Source organism: Phreatobacter sp. GW821-FHT04C01, from assembly GCF_059420385.1.
On the sequence record NZ_JBWKTP010000010.1, the window covers coordinates 14,130 to 33,511 of the forward strand.

General features: G+C 67.2%; 13 protein-coding genes. All 13 read right to left on the minus strand.

All coding sequences use genetic code 11. The features are described 5' to 3' along the window. Positions 1-177: 177 nt before the first annotated feature. The 13 genes from AC07WJ_RS29230 to asnB all read right to left on the minus strand — a co-directional run bounded on the left by AC07WJ_RS29230 (position 178) and on the right by asnB (position 19,382). Positions 178-1,272 carry a calcium-binding protein gene (locus AC07WJ_RS29230; RefSeq protein WP_494938231.1) on the minus strand — a complete coding sequence of 365 codons (1,095 nt, stop codon included), beginning with the start codon at positions 1,270-1,272 and terminating at the stop codon, positions 178-180. 480 nt (positions 1,273-1,752) lie between these two features. Beyond that, positions 1,753-3,027 (minus strand): polysaccharide biosynthesis/export family protein, encoded by a 1,275-nt coding sequence (locus tag AC07WJ_RS29235; protein ID WP_494938232.1) that lies wholly within the window; start codon positions 3,025-3,027, stop codon positions 1,753-1,755. A gap of 19 nt (positions 3,028-3,046) precedes the next feature. Continuing rightward, positions 3,047-4,303, minus strand: a complete 1,257-nt coding sequence (locus AC07WJ_RS29240) for a hypothetical protein (protein ID WP_494938233.1) — start codon at positions 4,301-4,303, stop codon at positions 3,047-3,049. Further along, a complete protein-coding gene (locus AC07WJ_RS29245; RefSeq protein ID WP_494938234.1) occupies positions 4,300-5,307 on the minus strand; it encodes an SDR family NAD(P)-dependent oxidoreductase in 1,008 nt (335 codons plus the stop codon). Before AC07WJ_RS29245 ends, AC07WJ_RS29240 begins: the two co-directional genes overlap by 4 nt. Beyond that, a complete protein-coding gene (locus AC07WJ_RS29250) occupies positions 5,304-6,041 on the minus strand; it encodes a sugar transferase (protein ID WP_494938235.1) in 738 nt (245 codons plus the stop codon). The genes AC07WJ_RS29245 and AC07WJ_RS29250 overlap by 4 nt, the downstream gene beginning before the upstream one ends. Next, a complete protein-coding gene (locus AC07WJ_RS29255; protein ID WP_494938236.1) occupies positions 6,038-7,174 on the minus strand; it encodes a DegT/DnrJ/EryC1/StrS family aminotransferase in 1,137 nt (378 codons plus the stop codon). The genes AC07WJ_RS29250 and AC07WJ_RS29255 overlap by 4 nt, the downstream gene beginning before the upstream one ends. 68 nt (positions 7,175-7,242) lie before the next feature. Further along, positions 7,243-7,962, minus strand: a complete 720-nt coding sequence (locus AC07WJ_RS29260; protein WP_494938237.1) for a nucleotidyltransferase family protein — start codon at positions 7,960-7,962, stop codon at positions 7,243-7,245. Positions 7,963-8,395: 433 nt separating this feature from the next. Next, positions 8,396-11,161, minus strand: a complete 2,766-nt coding sequence (locus tag AC07WJ_RS29265) for an AMP-binding protein (protein ID WP_494938238.1) — start codon at positions 11,159-11,161, stop codon at positions 8,396-8,398. A 281-nt stretch (positions 11,162-11,442) separates the two neighbouring features. Next, positions 11,443-12,582: an acyltransferase family protein gene (locus AC07WJ_RS29270; RefSeq protein ID WP_494938239.1), complete on the minus strand. Its 1,140-nt coding sequence runs from the start codon at positions 12,580-12,582 to the stop codon at positions 11,443-11,445. Positions 12,583-12,775: 193 nt separating this feature from the next. Continuing rightward, on the minus strand, positions 12,776-14,149 hold the full coding sequence (locus AC07WJ_RS29275; RefSeq protein ID WP_494938240.1) for a lipopolysaccharide biosynthesis protein: 1,374 nt from the start codon (positions 14,147-14,149) through the stop codon (positions 12,776-12,778). Between the two features lie 173 nt (positions 14,150-14,322). Next, a complete protein-coding gene (locus AC07WJ_RS29280; RefSeq protein ID WP_494938241.1) occupies positions 14,323-15,102 on the minus strand; it encodes a nucleoside/nucleotide kinase family protein in 780 nt (259 codons plus the stop codon). A gap of 96 nt (positions 15,103-15,198) precedes the next feature. Further along, complete coding sequence (locus AC07WJ_RS29285) at positions 15,199-17,367, minus strand: GumC family protein (RefSeq protein ID WP_494938242.1); 2,169 nt, start codon at positions 17,365-17,367, stop codon at positions 15,199-15,201. A gap of 2 nt (positions 17,368-17,369) precedes the next feature. Then, complete coding sequence (asnB, locus tag AC07WJ_RS29290) at positions 17,370-19,382, minus strand: asparagine synthase (glutamine-hydrolyzing) (protein ID WP_494938243.1); 2,013 nt, start codon at positions 19,380-19,382, stop codon at positions 17,370-17,372.

The following is a 19,382-nucleotide window of genomic DNA, read 5'->3' on the forward strand; positions in this document are numbered from 1 at the left end:
ATCACGCGGTCCACGCCGTTCAGCGGGCACGGGATAGCCGACGACACAGGGCCGGGGGTTGAGATGTCTCGACGCCCGGCCCCATGCATCGCTCCGGAATGAGCGATTTGTTTTGACGCCAGCAGCAGCTCCCTTACGCGCGGAGAGCGATCAAGAGCGCTTCACTGGCTTCGATCCTCAGCCCCAATGATGGTCCCAGTGGTGCTGGAACTGGCCGAACTGGAACGTATCGGCCGTGGCTGCCGCATCGTGATGGCCGGCCCAGTGGTGGTGCTGCCCGCCGGTTGCCTGGCCGCCGGTGTTGGGATCGGTGGTCGTCGCCGACGTATTGTCGGTCGCCGTGCCGGTGGTCCCGCCGGTGCTGGCATCGGCGGAGGTTCCGGAATTGCCGCCCGTGGTTGCCGACGTACTGCCGGTCGTGCCCCCCGAAGCATGGGTGGTCGTGCCGGTGCTGCTGCTCGTGCTGTCCGTGGTTCCGGAGCTGCTGCCGCTGGTGACGTCGGTGCTGGTTCCGGTGCTGCTCCCCGTGGTGGTGGACGTGGAACCGGTCCCGCTGTCGGCGGACCCGGCAACAGGCGAGGTGGCCGTGTCGACGACGCTGCCGGTCGAGCCGGATGTCGCGGTGCCGCCCGCCGTATTATGGGCGAGGAAGACCTGCTGCAGTTCGGCCGAATTGGACAGGGCCGTGTCGCCATTCTGCGAGTTCCACGCATAGGCGTAGTCGAAATGCGGGGCGGGGACGAGCTTGGCCCAGTGGTCGAGCATGGTCTGCTCCTGCTGGGCGGTCGGCATCACGTATTTTCCGCCGTCGTCGGTGGCCCAGCCACCGCCGCCGAAGGTCTGATAGACCGGCACGATCTTGTCGGCCGGGATTCCCGACTGCTCGGCAGCGGCGACCGCCTTGTCGATCATGTTGTAATCGACCGCTCCGGATCCCGACCGGACCGGATAGGGGTCGATTCCAAAATAATCGATGTGCGTGTTGGTCGGATTATAGGTGTTGGTGAAGTCGGGATTGGCCGACGACCCCATGTTCATCATGGTGATGAAGGTCGAGGCGCCCGGAACGTGAGCGTGGATCCAGTCCGACTCCGCCTTGAGATTGTCGGCGGTGACCAGCGTGCCGTATTTGCCGGTCGGGTCGGGCTCATCCTTGAGATAGAAGCCCTCGAGCTTCGAGTTGCCGATATAGGGCGTCACCGCATCGATGAAAGACTGAGTAACGCCGTTGCCCTGGTCGAGCCAGACAAGTCCTTTGGTTCCGGCAGGCAAAGCATTGAGTTGGTCAACTGATTGAACATCTGCCAAATTGAAGCCGGCCGTTCCAGCCGAATACTGTCCATTTGAATCAATGCCACCTCCAGCGGCGTAATGAAGTGTCATCTGGAGTTTCTCCTATGTGGCGCCCCCGAGCCGGTGAGCGGTGTCGTGACTTTCGGTGGCGATAGTTTGTCCCTTTGGTGATCGTCGTGCCTACTTTGGCAGATCACTAATCGCCCCTCGCGACAGCGCGGCCGCGATCCAATTCCCCTGGGGACGAGCAGGGCACGCCGATGCAGGGTGGCGGTCGGCGAAGGCGCAAAGGCAGCCCTTGCGGGGTTTTCGGCAAGCGTCGAGAGCTTGGCCGCCGCCGCGGCCAGACGCGCCGAGACCGCCCGGCGGCATGGGCCCGGCGGTCCGCGAAAGAGTCAGCGACATCCGCGCTATTGCGTATGTGGTACCGACTCGGCCTGGACAAAGCGGCGGAGGCTCTCAGTTCACCGCGGCACTGGCAGAGCTCTCCGCGCGGAACGCCACTTCGATGACGTCGCCGGGCTCGATCTCGGCATCCTCCGTCACGGGCAACCGCTGCCATTCCTGGCCGACCTTGCGCACGATGACGAGCGCCGAGCGAAGGCTCTCGCCGGTGTTCGGCACCGCGCTCACGCCGCCGAGCGGCCTGAGCTTCTCGCCGACGGCCTGAATCCGGATGACGAGGTCGGCCAGGCGCACATTGGTGTCGCTCAGGTCGCGCAGCAAGGTCATTCGCCTTTGATTGACGACGCGTTCGAGCTGCCGCCCGTATTCTCCGTGCTGCTGCCGCACCCGCATCAACTGAACGGTGGTCTCCAGCCGCCGGCTCGACGACAAGAGCACCGCGCGCCGACTTTCCGTCACGCGCGGGCTGACCAGGTTGCCGCTGCTGAACAGCCGTGTGACCCGATCGAGTTCATACTGGTCGGCCTGAACCCCCCGATCCTCCTCCTGTTCCCGTTGGGTGAGCACGGCCGTCTGCTCCTCGGTTTCCTTGGCGGCTCTTTCCAGGTAGCCCCGTTCCGAGCGGAAATCCGTCAGCGCGATCTTTAGCGATTCCGCTTCGACCTGAGCGATGCTCGCGCTGGTCGCCGCCGGAAGCGGCGTGTTCCTCGGCGGCTGCTGATCGAAGGTTTCCTGATCGGCCAATTCGGCGTGCACGCGCTGGGCGTGGAAATAGTCCTTCAGATAGGCGGTCCAGAGCGAGTCGTGATCGCGCCGGAGATCGGCGGCGTCCGGACCGGCCTGGGCAGCGCGCGACCGCAGCAGGCTGTAGCCGCCGGCCACCGCTATGGCCTGCCGGGCCGTCATCACCGGGCGATAGGCCTGCTGGCCCGGGGTGAGCACGTCGCCGGTGACATAGACGGGACGGTATTCGGCGATCCAGGCGGTGACGTCGCCCGGCCGGACGACGAAGACCTGCTCGCGCCCGTCCGGCGCGCGATGGCGGAACATCCTGGTCGGCAGCAGCGCCTCCATCCGGGCCTGCAGTTCCGACGCGGTGAGACCCGCGACCGCGACCGAGCCGACGGCCGGCAGTGCGATCGTGCCGTCGAGCTGGATGACCGCGCGTTGCCGCTGTTCCGGAATTCCGGCGAGCGCGATCTCGACGGTGTCGCCCGCCGACAGCCGATACAAGACCTCGGCGGACGAGGGCGAGGCCAGCCCGGCGCTCAGCAGGACGCCCGAGGCGAGGCTCGCGAGATTCAAAAAAGCGCGTTTGCGGCGTGACATTCTGATGATCTCCAAGGCTTCACCTCGTGGCCGCCGGCTCCGCCGGCCAATGCAGGCGCGCGACGAAGTCGGACACCGGCCCGCCCGGCTCGCCCCAATTGCTCGACCAGATGATCTGCGTCCCGTCGGGCGACGGCGAGCCCTGCGACTCGTTCCAATAGTCATGAGGCGCGTTGTGGGTCTGCACGATCCGGCGGATCTCGCCGCTGCCGTCGATGCGCAACGCGATCAGCTCCCGCGCGAACGGCGCCCAGCCCGGATTGCCGGCCACCTCGTCGGGATTGCCGCCATAGGTCAGGAAGACCCAGCCCGGCCGCTGGATCGCCCGCAGCGAGGCGTGCTGGGCCTCGCCATAGGGGGCGAGCGGCGTGACGAGCCCGTCACGGAGGCGCCGCTTGATGACCTGATATTTGTCGGGCGCCGACTTGCTGATGCCGACATAGACCTCGCTGCCATCGGTATCGACCGTCATGTCGCCGTGACCTGGCCGATGGTGCTCGGTCCAGCTCTGCACCAGGGCACCTTCGGCGGTGAAGACGAAGGCCTGGTCTATGCCCTCGGGCGTGGTCTGGGTGCAGAGCACGTGCAGGCCGAGGGGCGAGACCGTGCAGGAATTGTTCTGGCCCGGCAGGCGGCCGAGCTCGATGTCGGGGAACTTCCTGCGCATGACCAGGTCGTAGACGAAGGCGACGGTTGCGCCGGCCGCCGAAACCGCCCTCACCGCGATGCGGTGGCCATCCCAGGACGGATTGCCCTTGTAGGGACCGAACTGAAGGTTGCGGTATTGGTCCGTCACATAGATCGGCCATTCGCGATTGTCGCGCGGGGCCCAGGTCGAAATCGCGCGGCCGGCAACGCAGATCATCAGCTCGGGATCTCTGGGATGCCACTCGCATTCGCCGGCCCTGCTGCGCCGGAACAGCGCCACATAGCTGCGGCCGTCGAGGAAACACAGGCCGTTGCAGCCATTGACGATGACCAGAAGGCTCTGGTCGGCGTTCCAGGCCTGGGCGCTCGAATAGCGATGCCGGCAATGCTCTGGTCCGCACACGATGCCGGCGCCGAGCCGGGCCCCCGGCTGGGTCACCCGGGTGAACGACGTGCCGAAGGCCGGATCGGTGGCGACCCGCAGATAGTCGGGCAGAGGCATCGCCACCGGCGGCACGATGCGGCCCTGGGAGAGTGCCTCGTCGCCCGCGGCCGTCTGAAACGCCAGCAGCAAGAGGGCACCCGCCAGCAGCGCGATGGGCGTGCGGTCGCGAAGCCCCGCGGTCATGTGATGAAATCCTTGTGCCGGCGGACCCGCCCCTCGGTCAGGCGCGTGACCCACCAGGCGATCGTCTGCTCGAGGCCGTCCCGCAGGCTCGTCTGAGGTCGCCATCCGGTCTCGCGTTCAAAGCGGGTGCAGTCCGCCAGCAAGGCCCGCACCTCGGAATTCACCGGTCGCATCCGCCGCTCGTCGCGCAGGACGGCCTTGTCGCAACCGGTCAGTTCGAGCACCAGCCCGATCAGGTCGGCGACGGTCACCGCCCGCTGGCTGCCGGCATTATAGGGCCGCCCGAACTCGATCTCGGCCGCGGCACCGGCGGTGAGGAAGGCCGCCACCGTGTCGTCGACGAAGGTCAGGTCCCTGATCGGGGTCGTATCGCCCACCATGATCGCCGCGCAGGCCGGGTCCAGCACCTGGCGAATGATGGTCGGGATGATCGCCCTCTCGCTCTGCCGCGGCCCAAAGGTATTGAACGGCCTCAGGATTACCACCGACAGCCCGAAGGAACGGGCGAAGGCTTCCGCCATCATGTCCGCGCCGATCTTGGAGGCCGAATAGGGCGACTGGCCCTGCAACGGATGGGTTTCGTTGATCGGCATCGTCAGCGCCGTGCCGTAGACCTCGCTTGTGGAGGTGCAGACGACGCGTTCCGTTGCCCATTGCCGGGCTGCCTCGAGAATATTCAAGGTCCCGAGCACATTGGTTTCCACATAAGACTGGGCCGCCGCATAGGAATGCGGGATCGCGATCAGGGCCGCGAGATGGAACACGGTCTCCTGGCCCTGCACGATCCGGTTCATGAAGGCGGCGTCGCGAACGTCGCCACGCAGGATGTTCAGCTGGCCGCGGACCTGTTCGGGCAAGTCGTCCAGCCAGCCGTAGCTGTCGAAGGAATTGTACAGGGCGAGCGCGGTCACCTTGGCGCCCTGGCGCACCAGCGCTTCGGTCAGGTGCGACCCGATGAAGCCGTCGGCCCCGGTGACCAGGACCTTCATGCCGTCATAGCTCATGACTGCTTCCCTTCTTGCTCTTCCGCCCGCGAGGGGGCCGGGATCATCGGCCTCGAACGTGGGTCGGCGCTGCCGGCTGCGGGGACCCAGCCCAAAACCGCCAGCACGCCGCGAACAATCCACGCGACGTCCGATCCGAGCGTGCGGTGCGGGAAATAGGCCAGGTCGATCTTGGCTTTGGTCGGGAACAGGACGTCCCGGTAGAAGCGGGTCGGATCCGCATTCGCGGGATAGAGCCGGCTTTCGTTGCGAAACAGGATCTGGCTCGGGCCGAGCAAGCCCGGCTTGTGGGCCAGCACCTGTTCGAAGCCGTTCTGAAAGCAATCGGCGAAGGCAAGCGATTCAGGTCGCGGGCCGACGATCGCCATCTCGCCCCTGAGCACGTTCCAAAGCTGCGGCAGCTCGTCGAGCTTGGTCGCCGCCAGGATCCGCCCGACGCGGGTCATGCGGTCATCCGCCGCCATCGTCAGCGGACAGCCCGTGGTGCCGCATGCGGCACTGAACTTGCGGAACTTATACATCGAAAAGGAGCGGCCGCCTTTGCCCAGGCGAAGCTGCGAGAACAGGATCGGGCGGCCGCCTTCGAGCCAGATCGCCAGGGCGATGATGAGCATCAGCGGGCCGAAGATCAGGGCGGCGGTGGTGGCGATGACGAGGTCGAGGCAGCGGCTCGCGAACGCCCTTGCGTCGATGACCGCCGGCGAGCGATGTGCGCGCGTCTGCGGGATGCTCATGCCACTGCTCCCACGGCGATGTCGGTCACCACCGCGTCCGCCAAGGCCGCGACCACCATTTCGACGTCGCCGGCGTCCATCCCCGGATGCAGCGGCAGGGTCAGCTCACGCTGCGCGAAGTCCTCCGTCCGCGGCAGATGCACTCCCGGGCAAAGCTGCCGGTAGAGGGTCAACTGGTGGACCGGTCCATAATGGATGGTGGTCTGGATGCCACGCGCGCGCAGGTGGTCGACGACGTCCTGCCGTGGCAGGCCAGCCGGCAGCAGCACCGCCATCAGGTGGTGCGTGGAAATCCTCGGAGCGGCGAAGGGCACCTTCACGGCCGGACAGAGTTCGGCGATCCGCCGGCGGTACAGGTCGACCAGACGCCGCCTCGTCTCGTTCCAGCTCGCGAGGCTCTTCAGCTGGACGAGACCGATGGCGGCACGCAATTCGTCCATGCGGTAGTTGAAACCGAGCATGGTGACGTCGTAATGCGCGGTGCGGCTGTTCAGCCGCTGGTGGGTCCCGCTGGTCATGCCGTGCCCGCGCGCCTGGCGCATGGTTTCCAGCAGGGCCGGGTCGCGGGCCAGGATGGCGCCGCCCTCGGCCGTCGTCATGTTCTTGTTGCCGTAGAAACTGAAAGCCGCGGCTTCGCCGAAGCTGCCGGCCTCCTTCAGCCCGGGCGCGTGGGCGGCGTCCTCGACCAGCATCAGGCCCTTGCGGCGGGCAAAGGCCTGCCAGGCGTCGCGGTCGGCGAGATAGCCGCCGAAGTGAACCAGGATGACCGCTTTGGTCCGCGCCGTGTACCGGGCCTCGGCGTCGTGCAGCGACATCAGCGGCACATCGCTCGATTCGATGTCGACGAAGACCGGCGTGGCGCCCACATAGAGCACGCAATTGGCGGTCGCCACGAAAGTCAGCGCGGGAACCAGAACCTCGTCGCCGGGGCCGATGCCGAGCGCCTGCAAAATGAGATGCAGGGCGGCCGTGCAGGAGTTGACGGCGACGGAGTCCTGGGCGCCATGCGCCTCGGCGAAGGCCTGTTCAAAACGCCGGACCCGGTCGCCCATCGTGAGCCAACCACTGTCGATGACTTCGCAAAGGGCAGCCTTCTCTTCGGGGCCCACGATCGGCGCGGCGACCAGTAGCATCGGAAACTCCATCCCTCGTTTCAACCGGGGCGCCGGCGCCGCCGAAGACGGCGCGGGCGCAAATGGCGTCAGGCGGCAACCGGGTGTTCGACGACCAGGGACTGCTCGTCCCAGGCGATGTCCTGGGCCTTGTGAAAGTCCTCGACCCGGCCGATGTCGAGCCAGACGCCGTCGTGCTTGAACACGTGCACGGGCGTGCCGTCCTCCAGCATCTGGAACATCAGGTCGTCGAAGCCGTAGGGAACGCCCGAAGGGATGAAGTCGAATACTTTCGGATCCATGCAGTAGAGGCCCATGCTGACGAGATGGGGCAGTGCCGGCTTCTCCCGGAAGCGCATCACCTTGCCGCCGGTCTCCTCGATCACGCCGAAGTCCATCTTGATCGATCGCGTCGCCGTGGCGATCGTCACCAGCCCGCCATGTTCGCGATGGCAACCGACGAACTGGTTGAGGCTCAGGTCGGTCAGGACGTCGCCGTTGAGCACCAGGAACGGGCTGTCGAGATGCTCGCGCAGGAGCGAAAGCGGCCCGATCGTGCCGAGCGGCTCGACCTCCTGGGTGTAGGTGATCTTCATGTTCCATTGGTCGCCGTCACCGCAGAAGCTGCGAATGAGGTGGCCGAGATATCCGGTTGTGACATAGACCTCGCGGATGCCGTTGCGCCGAAGCCACTTGAGCAGCAGTTCCAACACGGGGCGCGATCCGATCGGCATGAGCGGTTTCGGCAGCACCGAGGTATAGGGGCGCAAACGCGTGCCTTTGCCACCGCATTGGATAACAGCCTTCATCCGAGCCTCCTCATCTGGTGTTGGCGCGTGCGTCTTCCGGCTGGGCAAAGAGATGCTCCGCCTGACTGGAAAGAGCCGCGGATGATGCCGCCGGGAAGGTCTGGGGACATGGCGCGAGCCAAGCCGGGCGCTGCTTCCTGGACGTCGAGACCGGATGCTAGGAGCCCCTCGCGCCACTGTCTTCGTTCGTTTGTATGACGCCTGGCGCCTTCGTCTCCGGACGCTGCCCGGCCGGCTGGATCATCTCCAGCGCCCCTGGCCGGCCGCCGAGGCGCGACGATGCCGGGCGGGCCGGCCGGTGGCGCAGTCCTGGTGAACAGGCCGCGGCGAGCGGCAAGGGCCCGGCCGCGCGGACAGACCGGCGGCACGGCTCAGCAGGCGGCGTGGACCGGGCGTGGCCGCTGCTCAAGACGCCGGCGACACCTCTGTCGCGTCAAGAGAAACTTGCGATGATGGCGGCTTCGATGAGCGGACGGTTGCGCGCCAGGTGCGGCTCCACGACCAGGTCGAGATGACCGCCGGCGATCGGCACGACGTCCACGTGGTCGAACAGGGCGTTCCAGCCGAGGTCCGGCGAACCCTCCCGATGGCACCGGAACAGGGTGCCGGTGACCGCCAGTTTTGACTTCCCTGCCGCGAGCCAGCGGCCGAAAGCGCGCATCCGCAGAATTTCCTCGAGTTCCAGCCTGAGCATGAAATGCGTGTGGGGCAGGTACCGCCACCAGCCATGGTCGAGAAACGCGGCGAACCGCCTCTCCGCGCCGAGCCTGGCGGCGCATTTCGCGACGGCGCGGCAGGACATCCGGTAGATCGTCGTCCGGTGCGCCTGGATGCGCTGCAGCGTGCGGGCGATCGCCTCGCGATAGTGGCTCGTGACCCCGTTGATGCTCGTGTCGAGGACGCCGATGAATTTGACCGGCCGGCCGGCGGCTATCAATCGCGTGGCGACATCGAATGCCACGGCACCGCCGAGCGAGTAGCCGAGCAGCCTGATCTCGCCGCGCGGCTGCGCCAGGGTGATCTGATCCAGCGCGGCGTCGGCCATGGCCGCGATCGTACCGCGCCCCTCCAGGATGGCGCCGAGATCCGGATACCGGATCGGCGCGACCCGCACCACCTTGCCCATTTGGGCTCCGAACGCCGCCAGGCTGGGCCCATAACCGACGGATCCCGGGATCAGGAACAGCAGGGGAGGCAGATCGCCCTGCTGCTCGGAACATGGCTTCGAAGGAGGCCCCGGCGCGACCGCGGCGATCATGTCCCCGATGGTCATGGCGATGGTGAAGGCCTCGAGATCCAGCTCTCTTCCGACAAGACCTTCCAGTTCCAGGATGCATTGCAGGAGTTTCAGCGAATCGCCGCCGGCCTCGTCCCAGCGTCCCGTTGCGGTTCGCGTGCCGAGGCTCTTGTTCCAAAGGTTTTCGACCATCTGCTCGACGTTCAGTGGCTCGCTCGCTTCGAAACGATGCAGCGCCTGCATCGTCTCGCGCATCGCGCGGTCCACTTCCCGAAGCTTCGCGGCGTCGACCTTGCCGCCGGGCAGGCGGGGAATTTCCGAGATGCTGTGCAGGCGCGTGGGCTGCAGGGAAGGCGGCAGCTCGGTTCTGATGACATCCCGGAGCCCGCTGACGAAGCTCGGCGCGGCGTCGCCGTCCGGTACGGCGAAGACGATCAATTCGTTGGTTTCGGTCACGACCGCGACGGCGTCCCCGACGTGAGGGGTGCGACGCAGGACCAGCTCGAGTTCGGCGGGCTCGACACGTCTTCCGTTGATCTTGATCTGGCGGCCCTTGCGCCCGACGATCTGGAGCAGGCCCTGGTCACTCAACTGCACCAGGTCGCCGGTTGCGACGACGCGACAGCGAGGATCGGCCGCGTCGGTTTCGGCGGCGACGATATGCCCATCCTCCCAATGGCCGAGCATCACGTACATGCTCTTGATCAACAGTTCTCCGCGCATGTCCGGGCCGACGGGATTTCCATCGTCGTCGACGATTGCGAAGCTGATGCCGGGCAGGAGAAATCCCATGGGCACGGACGCCCCCTGTTCGGGAAAATCCGGCGGAACGAACCATTGCGAACCGGTCGTTTCGGTCGACGAGTAGCTGCCCTGGATGAAGCAGGAGGCCGACACGGCCTTGCGGGCGAGGCTGGTATCGGTCCAGAGGACCCTTTCGCCGCCGATGCGAACGATCCGCAGCGATTCGAAATCGTCGTTGAGCGGGGCCTTCATCAGGGCCCGCAGCAGTGCCGGCACGAGATAGACGATCGTGACGTTGTGCGTTCGAAATTGCCGGCGTAGCGCACGAAGCCCGAGAGTCTCGACATCGGCGACATGCAAGGTCGCGCCGCATAGCAGAGCCGTCATGACCTCCCTGCATCCGGCGATGGTCGCAGGGCCGCTCAGCGGCATGAACACGTCGTCGGCGTTGATGTGGCAGGCGTCGGTATATTGCTGCACGCGTTGGAGAATGGAACGCTGGCTGTTGACGATCCCCTTCGGCCGGCCCGTGCTGCCGGAGGTGTAGAGCACGACGGCGGGAGCATCGACCGATACCGGGGCGAGCGGCAAGGCGGCGGCTGGCGGCGGCGCGGGCGAAAGTGCGCGCGTCACCTCGATCCAGGTGAGACTGGAGGCTTTGCTCCAGGCGGCAAAGCCTTCGGTGTCGGCGCCGACCAGGGCCGGCAGACGCGCATCGGCCGCGATGCCGGCGATCCGGGCGAGCGGATCCCGCGGATTGAGCGGCACCGACGGCCGGCCGGCCGCCATGCTGGCGAGCATGGCGACGGGATACCAGGCCGAATTTCCGAGCAGGAGGCCGACCGCCTGGCCTTCGGGAACGGCGACGGCGATAAGACGCGCCAGTGTATCGACGGCCGAAAGCAGTTCGCCATAGGTGAACTGACGCGCGCCGTCGCTGATCGCGAGCTTGTCCGGGAATTTCGCGGCAATCCGCTTCAGATGGTCGCTTGCGCCAATGCTGGAGAAATCATCGCCCATGCGTTCGAAAGGCCGGTCGACAGGGCCGCCGATGTCGAGCGGGCGCGTCGGCGCCGATGCCCAAACCAGGCCTCTTGCCGTGTCGCCGCCGGCGGCAGCGACACGTTCGAGAAGGTTCGGGTCGGCATCTGCCGCGTCGATCGCAACGCCTTTGGGGTAGGGCGCCTCGTGCTGTGCCCCGGTTTCGGTTTTCAGCATGGAGGAGGCTCCCCTGTTGCAGGTCCTTCAGTGGTAGGCCCGGTCCGGGAAACGGGCATCCTCCGAACGAAGGATGCGGTTTGGATTCCGGCCCGCCGTGGCCGGTTCGGGGTAACCTGCGCTTCTGCCGCGGCCAGATTGGCCGCGCTTCGCGCCGTCCTGCCGTCGAGACGCGCTTCGGGCATCCGTTTGCGCGTGTCGCACGACGGGGATGCAACAAGAGCTGCGCCGGCAAAGAATGCGCGCCTCGCGCTCGGCCGGCATGGCGGGCTCGGCAGCTTCTAATCCTGAGGCCTCGGCAGGCCGCCATTGCCGGCAGGGATACCCACCGAGGGAAGATATCCGGCAACCTTGGCGGTGTCCCCCAGCAGGCGGCGCAGCCGGCTCGTGAGCGGCTTCTCGACGCAGTAATAGGTGAGCAATGCCGCGACCAGGCAGAACGGAACCGCGACTGCCACGAAGATCCATGGCCCAAGCCAAGGCCCCAGAGTGGCGACCAGTCCGGTTTGCCAGAAGAGGATGCGGATGGCGCGGATGGCGAAGGGATGGAGCAGATAGAGGGCATAAGAGGCGTCACCCGCCGCGGCTCCCCATCGCGCGAGCCGGCCAGCCGGTTGCCCTTCATTGGAGCCAAGGGCGGCGGCCGCGACGATAAGCGCCGCCGGCAGGCCGTAGACGACCGGTCGCGGCAGCAGCCGGTAGAGTTCCGGATAGGCCGCGGCGAGCATCAGGGCGGCAAGGCCACCGGCGACGAGGACTGCCCGCGTCAGGCGGTTGAACCGCACCCCCTGCGCAAGCATCACGCCGAGCACGACGCCGAAAGCGAATTCGAGCAGGATCGGGTTGGTCCAGAACGCCAGGGGCTCGGCCAGCGGCGCTGCGAGGCGGCCGACAATGACCAGGGCCGTCAAGGTCGCCAGCACGGTGGCGGCGGCCCAGCGCAAAGGCAGGCTGATGGCCGCCGCGAACAGCACGTAGAAGAACATCTCGTAGTTGAGCGTCCAGCCGAGCTCATAGGCCGGCTGGACGATGCCGTCGGGCCGGACGGCGGGAATGAAGAGATAGGACGCGAAGACGAACCAGGAATTGATGTAGGTCTGATTGAGCAGCGAGGGCGCCAGCAGTGCGACGGCAACGTAGAGCGTCGTCACGCCCCAGTAGAGAGGCACGATCCTGGCGATCCGGCGGCTCAGGAAAACGCGCCCGCCGCCCGGCGTAGCAAACAGTTGTCGCGACGCATGCACCATGATCAGGCCGGAAATCACGAAGAAGACGTCGACGCCCGCACTCCAGGGGATGGGATTCCAGGGTTGGAACAGGTGGCCGTTCTGCAGGCTCAAGGTCGCTGCGTCGTGTTGCGCGTGGCGCACCGCGACCGCGGCAGCCGCGATCGCGCGCAGGACCTGAATCTGCGTCAGCATCGGGCCGCCGCGGGCCGCACCTGCGGACCGGGGCCGGGGCGAGGACATTGAGGGCATCGAGGCCTTCCCGGCCCCAGCGCGCAAGCCGGTCATGGATGCGTTCCTCCAGCTGCGGAAGCCGACGATGGCACGGTCGCGGAACGCCTTCATCCTTCGAATGATGGTTGTCCGGGCATTGCCGGCCGGCGCGGCTTCAGCTGCCCGGCCCCGCTCGCCTCCAGCCGAGCGCGGAGATGAGCCCGGGAAGGAGGTTCAGGTGCTTGTGGATGTAGACCGCCATCGCCACGTTCCATGCCACCATCGTCGCCGTGGTCGCCAGCGCCGCGCCGATCGGGCCGTAGCGAGGGATCCCCAGGAGGCATCCGACGATGTTCAGGACGGCGCTGGCGATCATCATCGCCGCGGCTGCCCGCTCGTGGCCCGTCATGGTCAGCAGGCTTTGCTGCGGACCGGTGGCGGCGGCGAAAACCTGGCCGATCACCAGGATGTAGGCGATCCGCGACCCCGAGGCGAAGTCCTCGCCGAACCAGCGCAGCAATGGTCCCATCAGAAACAGCAGCGGCACGGCCAGCACGGCGGAGCCGGCCAGGGACAAGGTGCTCGCATTGGCGAAAACCCTCTGAAGCGCCTGCCGGTCTCCGCGCGCGTGGAGGTCGGCGACCGTGGGCGCGAACATCGTGCTTACCGCGACCCGAGGCAGGACCAGCAGCATGGAGACGTTGAAGCCGACGGCGAAAATGCCGGCCTCCCGAATGTTCCCGGTCCAGCCGAGAAGCATGACCCCGGTGCGGGTCATCAGCACGTCGACCCCGGTCATGACCATGAGCGGCATGACCGAAGGCCACCACTCCCGTGCGGCATAGGCCGGGCGCACGCCGCGCAAGTCAGGCAGCCAAAGTCGCCACGCGATGATGGCCACGAGGCCAACGGTCGCCGCGGAGCTGAAGAGCAGGGCCGCCGTCACGAGCGTCGCATTCGGCGGCCGGGCGGTCGTAAGAGCGATCAAGACGACGCATGCCAGCAACAGGCCGTCGCGGACGACGCGTTCGGGGAGAAGGGCCGAGACGACGCCGCCAAAGACGCGCAGCACGGCGCCGCCGACCAGATACATCGTGATCAGCGGCACGGCCGCCATGCCGATCAGCATGCTGTGAGCGAGTTCCGGGTGCAGGCGCTCGGACGACGCCATGACGATCAGGGCGCCGACGGCTGCGGTCACCAAGGCCGCGGCCAGGGACCATGCCAGGGCGAACCGGATAATGCCGCGCGCCAGCGCCCATTGTTCATCGACGCCATAGGCCGGCACGAAGCGCAGCAGCACGACATTGAAACCGAGCGTCGATCCATAGGCGAGGACACTGATCCAGGCCAGGACGTAGGAATAGACGCCGTAGCTGGTGGCGCCCATCAGCCGGGCGATCACGAGTTGGGCCACAAAGGTCAGTGCGGCGCCCCCGACATAGGCGAGGAAGGCCCAGGCGCTGCCGCGCGCGAGGCGCCGGCCGAGGTCACGGCTTGCCGCCCCTGTTGTCGTCGACGCTCGTCCGCCGGGCGCGTCGCGCGCCACGGTGGCCGGGCCGCTGTCGGGGCGGACGTTTGGAACGACGGCCTGGCCCGTAAGATCGCTACGCATTCGGCTCACATCCTTCGTTTTTCACAAAGTCACCGCCGTTCCGGCATTGGCAGGCGCGAGGCCGGATAGCGGATGCGCGCGGCGCCCGCCGCAACGCGCCCGATCCGTCACGTGATGACCGGCAGGCGTGCGCACTGTTGATGCGCGCCGCCCCCATTCGATCTGAGCTTTGCCAGGATTTCCTCTTCGACGGTGCCGATGGCTTCGCGAAGGGTCGGCTGATCGAGCGCGCTGAAACACGCTATTGGGCCGCCGGCCTTGCGCAGGAGATCATGCACGCGTTGGACGATCGGGCCGGCTTCGAGATTGGTCCGCAGCTTGGCCTCGAACAACCGCTCCATCATCGCCTCATGCCGTAGCCGGTGGTGCAGGCGGGCCTCCAGGATCTCCCGAGGGGCATCGAGGCGGATCACCACATCCGCTTTGGGCGTGACCGCCAGGGCCCGTTCCAGGGATCTTTCGTCGGCCGCCTGATTGAACAGGGCCAACGAACAGACCGCCTGAACGAATGCTTGATCGAAAATGACGATTTCTTCCGAGTGGGAATGATTTTCCCAGCATTTCGAGAGGCGGGCGATGTATTGGCCGAGCCTGATCTTCCAGATGAGACTCTTCGGCGGCAGCATTCGGACGAGGCTGATGGCCAGGTTGAGTTCGCTTTGATCTCCAAAGAGGAGGAAGGTCATCGAGAATGTGACGAAGATCGCGCGGGTGATGCGGCGCGCAGCGGCGATGATGCCGCCTGGATCAAAGGCTGAGCTTGCGTCGCCCGGCCGGTAGCTCAGCACGACACTCGACGCATAACCCCGTTCCCGCAGGCTATGAGAAAGTGCATAGGCGAACGTCGTCTTGCCGGATCCAGGTGGACCAAAGAGCTCGATAATCATGCCCGGCACCTCAAGCGTTACTCAAGTCGTCGCGACGTTCCGGCCGCCTGCCTGCACCATCGGTCGCCGCGCCGGGACCGCCCTCGACCCGACGGGTCAGGCCCGATGCCGGGCGATCAGCTTGCGGAGGTCGCCGAAGCCGTAGCCGGCGTCACGTTCGTGATCGACCCAGGTCAGGACCGACGCGGCGGTGCTCATGCCGTCCGGGTCGCCGGCTTCGGCGCGGGCGACGAGCTGCAGCGCTTTCCGCGCGCTGTCCCGGTTTGTCGCCCCCCAGCGGACCGCGAACAGCACTTTGTCGGCCCAGCCGGCCAACAGGCTCGCTTCCGGTCCGTCGAGGGCCGCGGGACCGTCGATGACGACGAGGTCGTAGGCCTCGCGCAGCTGATTGACCAGGAGTGGCACCTGCGGGCTGGCGAGGAGGTCGAGCAGATCTCCGTCCAGGCGCGGCGGAGGGATGTAGTCCAGTCCCAGTTCCGGGATGCGCTCGATGGCGTCCGCCAGCGGGCGACCATATCCCAGGATGTCGACGAGGTCGGTGCGCGTCCCACCGGAGAGGGGTGCCGCACGGCTCTCCAGGAGTGTGGTCGGCTGACCGAGATCGAGCAGAAGCACGCGCAGATGGAGACGCGCGGCCGACAGGGCAAGGCCGCGGGCGAGGGTGGTCTTGCCTTCGCCGGGCACAGACGAGCTGACCAGAACGACCTTCAGCATGGAATTGCCCGTGCTTACAGGCAGCACCGAGACCAGCAGCGCGCGCACCGCCCGCACGAAGGGGGCCTGCGGCTGGCGTCGCATGAGCTCGTGAAGCCGCTTTGCCTGCCAGGGCTCGATCTTCGGCACCTGCCCCGCGCAGGGGATCGCAAGGGTCTCCGCGGCTTCGCTTTCATCGCGAAGGCTGCGATCGAGCCGGTCGAGGCCAACGGCCAGAAGGCCGCCCATGATGGCGAACGCGATCATTCCGGGCGGGATGAGAAGCACCGGGTGAAGCGAATTCGGCCGGGTCGGTGGCCAGGCGCGGGCCAGAACGCGGATGTCCGGCTGAACGAGCTGGGCCTGCTCGGTCGCCTCCTGCTGGCGCCGCAACAACGCATCATAGAGCTGGGCCACCGCGGCGGCCTGCCGTTCGAGGGCCCGCAGGTCGGACAGGCCGGCGGCGATTTCGGTCGCTGCTCCCTTCAACGGCAGCAGCCGCTCCTCGATCGATTTAGCCAGGGCGAGATAGGTGCTGGTCTCCGCTTCGAGCCGGCTCACAGCGCGGTCTATCTCCTCTTTGGCGGGCTCGGTCTGAGAGCCCAGCCCGAGGGCCAGCGCCAGCGTGGCGGCAGGCACGCCGCGCGCGCGCAAGCCATTGATGCGATTGAGCCGTTCCTGCGCTGCCGTTGCGTCGGATCTCGCCAGGGCCAATTGCCGCACCATTTGGGCGATCTGCTGCCCGGTCTCGTCGGGGCCGGCCCCGGCGGTCGAACCGCGAACCAGCCGATAGGCTTCCAGGTCTTCCTCGGCGCGGGCCACCTCCCGGCGCATTTCGGGAAGGCGCTTGGAGAGCCAGGCTACGAGACGTTCGGCTTCGAGCCGCTTTCGACGGGTCAGGTCCTCGACATGAACTTCCGCCACGGTGTTTGCGATCTCGGCGGCGCGGTCCGGCTGTGAGGCCGTCTGGATGATCGAGATGATCCTGGAGCGCCGTTCCTGGCTGACCCGCAGGTTGCGCTTCAGTTCGGCCAGCGCGGAGCCCTCGCCACCGTCCGAACGGGGGTCGGTTTCGGCCCGCCGCAGCGGACGGGTCGCGGTCAGCCAAAGGTTGGCCAGGCCGCTGCCGATCCGCCGCAGCCAGGAGGGCGGCTCGGCGGTCGCCTCGCCGGGAGGAGGGCGCAATGTCTCGACGACGCGCCGCAGATGCGCGTCGGACGTCAGCATCGTCACGTGGGTGTCGATGGCGGCCTCCTCGAGAGCCTGCGAGGTCGGAACCGGCCGGCCGTCGACTTCGAACGGACGCTGGTCGACGATCATCTGGGCCGTCGCCACATAGGTCGGCGGCACCATCAGCCCGATCGCCGCGGCCCCTGCGCCGCCGATGACCGCCATGACCATGATCAGCCGCTTGCGCTTCACCAATACACGAATGACGTGGGGGAATGCCTGCGATCCTGCCGCTGATCCGAATGCCGGCCGAGCTGCGCGCATTTTCGGCTCGGGTGGCGGCAGGTCTGGGGCGCGCGTCTCGGTGAAGAGCCGTCTGGCCTTGCCGATCACCTCTTCCATCGTCAACTCCCTTGCAATTCGGGTTCGAGTTCGTCCGCCGCGGCGAAGGGCGAGGTGACCGTGGCGTGGTCGAACCACGCCTGGAACATCAGGGCCGCCCACAGCACCCTGGCGTGGTCGCGCCGGCCGGAGAGATGCTCCTGCCAGCAGGCCTGGACCACCAAGGGGTCGAGGAGATCGTGACGGCGCAGACGTGCTTCGGTCAGAAGGTCGGCGGCCCAGGGCCGCAGGGGCCCCCGCAGCCATGCCGCCACGGGCACATCGAAGCCCTGCTTCGGCCGCTCGAACATGTGCCGTGGAACGTAGCGCGCCAGAACTCGCCGCAGGATCCACTTGCCCTGGCCGCGCCGCACCTTGGCGGCCGTCGGCAGGCGCCAGGCGAATTCGACGACCCGGTGGTCCAGGATCGGGCAACGGGCCTCCAGGCTGGTGGCCATGCTGGCGCGATCGAGCTTGACCAGGATGTCGTCCGGCAGATAGCCGGTCATGTCCCCGAAGATCACGCGCGACACCAGATCGTCGAGCGCTGGCGCGCCTGATTGTTCGCCTTCGGCTTCGACGTCCGCTTGGGGCTCCGGCGTCAGCGGCAGGTCCGACAGGCGTGTCAGCCGCTGGTAGATCTCCGTGTCGCCATTGGCGGCCAGCAGATCGGTCAGGCGCCGCAGGCGGTCGCCGCGCAGCAGCCGCCGGAGATCGTCCGGAACCAAGCGTGCGTCGGCGATCCTGTCGCTGGCGCCTGCGGCGAGGAACCGGAGCGTCGTTGCCGCGGCTCGACGAAAGATCGGCGGCGCGCGAAGCAGCCGGTCGAGCCTGGCCGTCAGCACGTGCCGCGCGTACCCGGCGAAGCATTCGTCTCCGCCATCTCCGGAAAGGGCGACGGTGACGTGCTCCCTGGCAAGGCGCGAAACCAGCAGGGTCGGGATCTGCGATTCGTCGGCGAAGGGTTCGTCCCAGATGCGCGGCAGTTCGGGAATGACGTCGCGCGCGGCGGCCGGTGTCAGCCGGAGCTCGGTGTGGTCGGTGCCCAGATGACGCGCCACACGGCCGGCATCCGCCGACTCGTCATAGCCCCGCTCTCCGAAGGCGATGGTGAAGGTGCGCACCGGGCGACTTGACTGGGCCTGCATCAGGGCGACGACGGAAGAGCTGTCGATCCCGCCGGAAAGGAAGGCGCCGAGCGGCACGTCGGCGATCATCCGCTCGCGCACGGCGAGCCGGAGCAGGTCGTCGAGTTGCTCGACCAGCAGATCGTCGTCTTGCGCGATCGGTGCGTTCCGGCCGGCCGCGGCGATATCCGCCAGGGACCACCAGCGGCGGCTTTTCGCGCGCAGGGTCGCGGCATCCGGATTCGCCGCCAGGTCATCGGCGCTCAAGGACAGCCTGGCTCCCGGCGGGATCTTGAACACGCCACGCCAGATGCAGCAGCTGTCCGGCACCGCGCCGCCGGCCAGCATGGCGGCGGCGGCCCGCGGGTCGATCTCGGGCCTGAAGCCCGGCAGCGCGCGGATCGCCTTCAGCTCCGAGGCGAAGACCAGGGCGCCCTCGACGCATGCCACGTAGAGGGGCTTCTTGCCCATTCTGTCACGGGCCAGATGCAGGACGCGCGTCTCCCGGTCCCAGAGGCCGAAAGCGAACATGCCGGCGAAACGCTGGAGTGCCGCGTCCAGCCCCCAGCATTCGATCGCGCTGAGCATGACCTCCGTGTCGCTGCCGCCGCGGAAGCTATGGCCCATGCTCTCCAGTTCCCGGCGCAGGGTGAGAAAGTTGTAGACCTCGCCATTGAAGGTCATGACCAGCCGACCGCTCCGGGACAGCATTGGCTGGCGCCCGGCCTCGGTGAGATCGACGATGGCGAGGCGTCGATGGCCCAATGCGATGCCGGCGCCACGGTCGCACCAGAACCCCTCGCCGTCGGGCCCGCGATGCTGCATCGAGGCAGTCATCGGCTTGATCGCGCCGAGGCGCGTCGCCCCGGACGCGTTTGGCACAAGGAGGATTCCCGCGATCCCGCACAT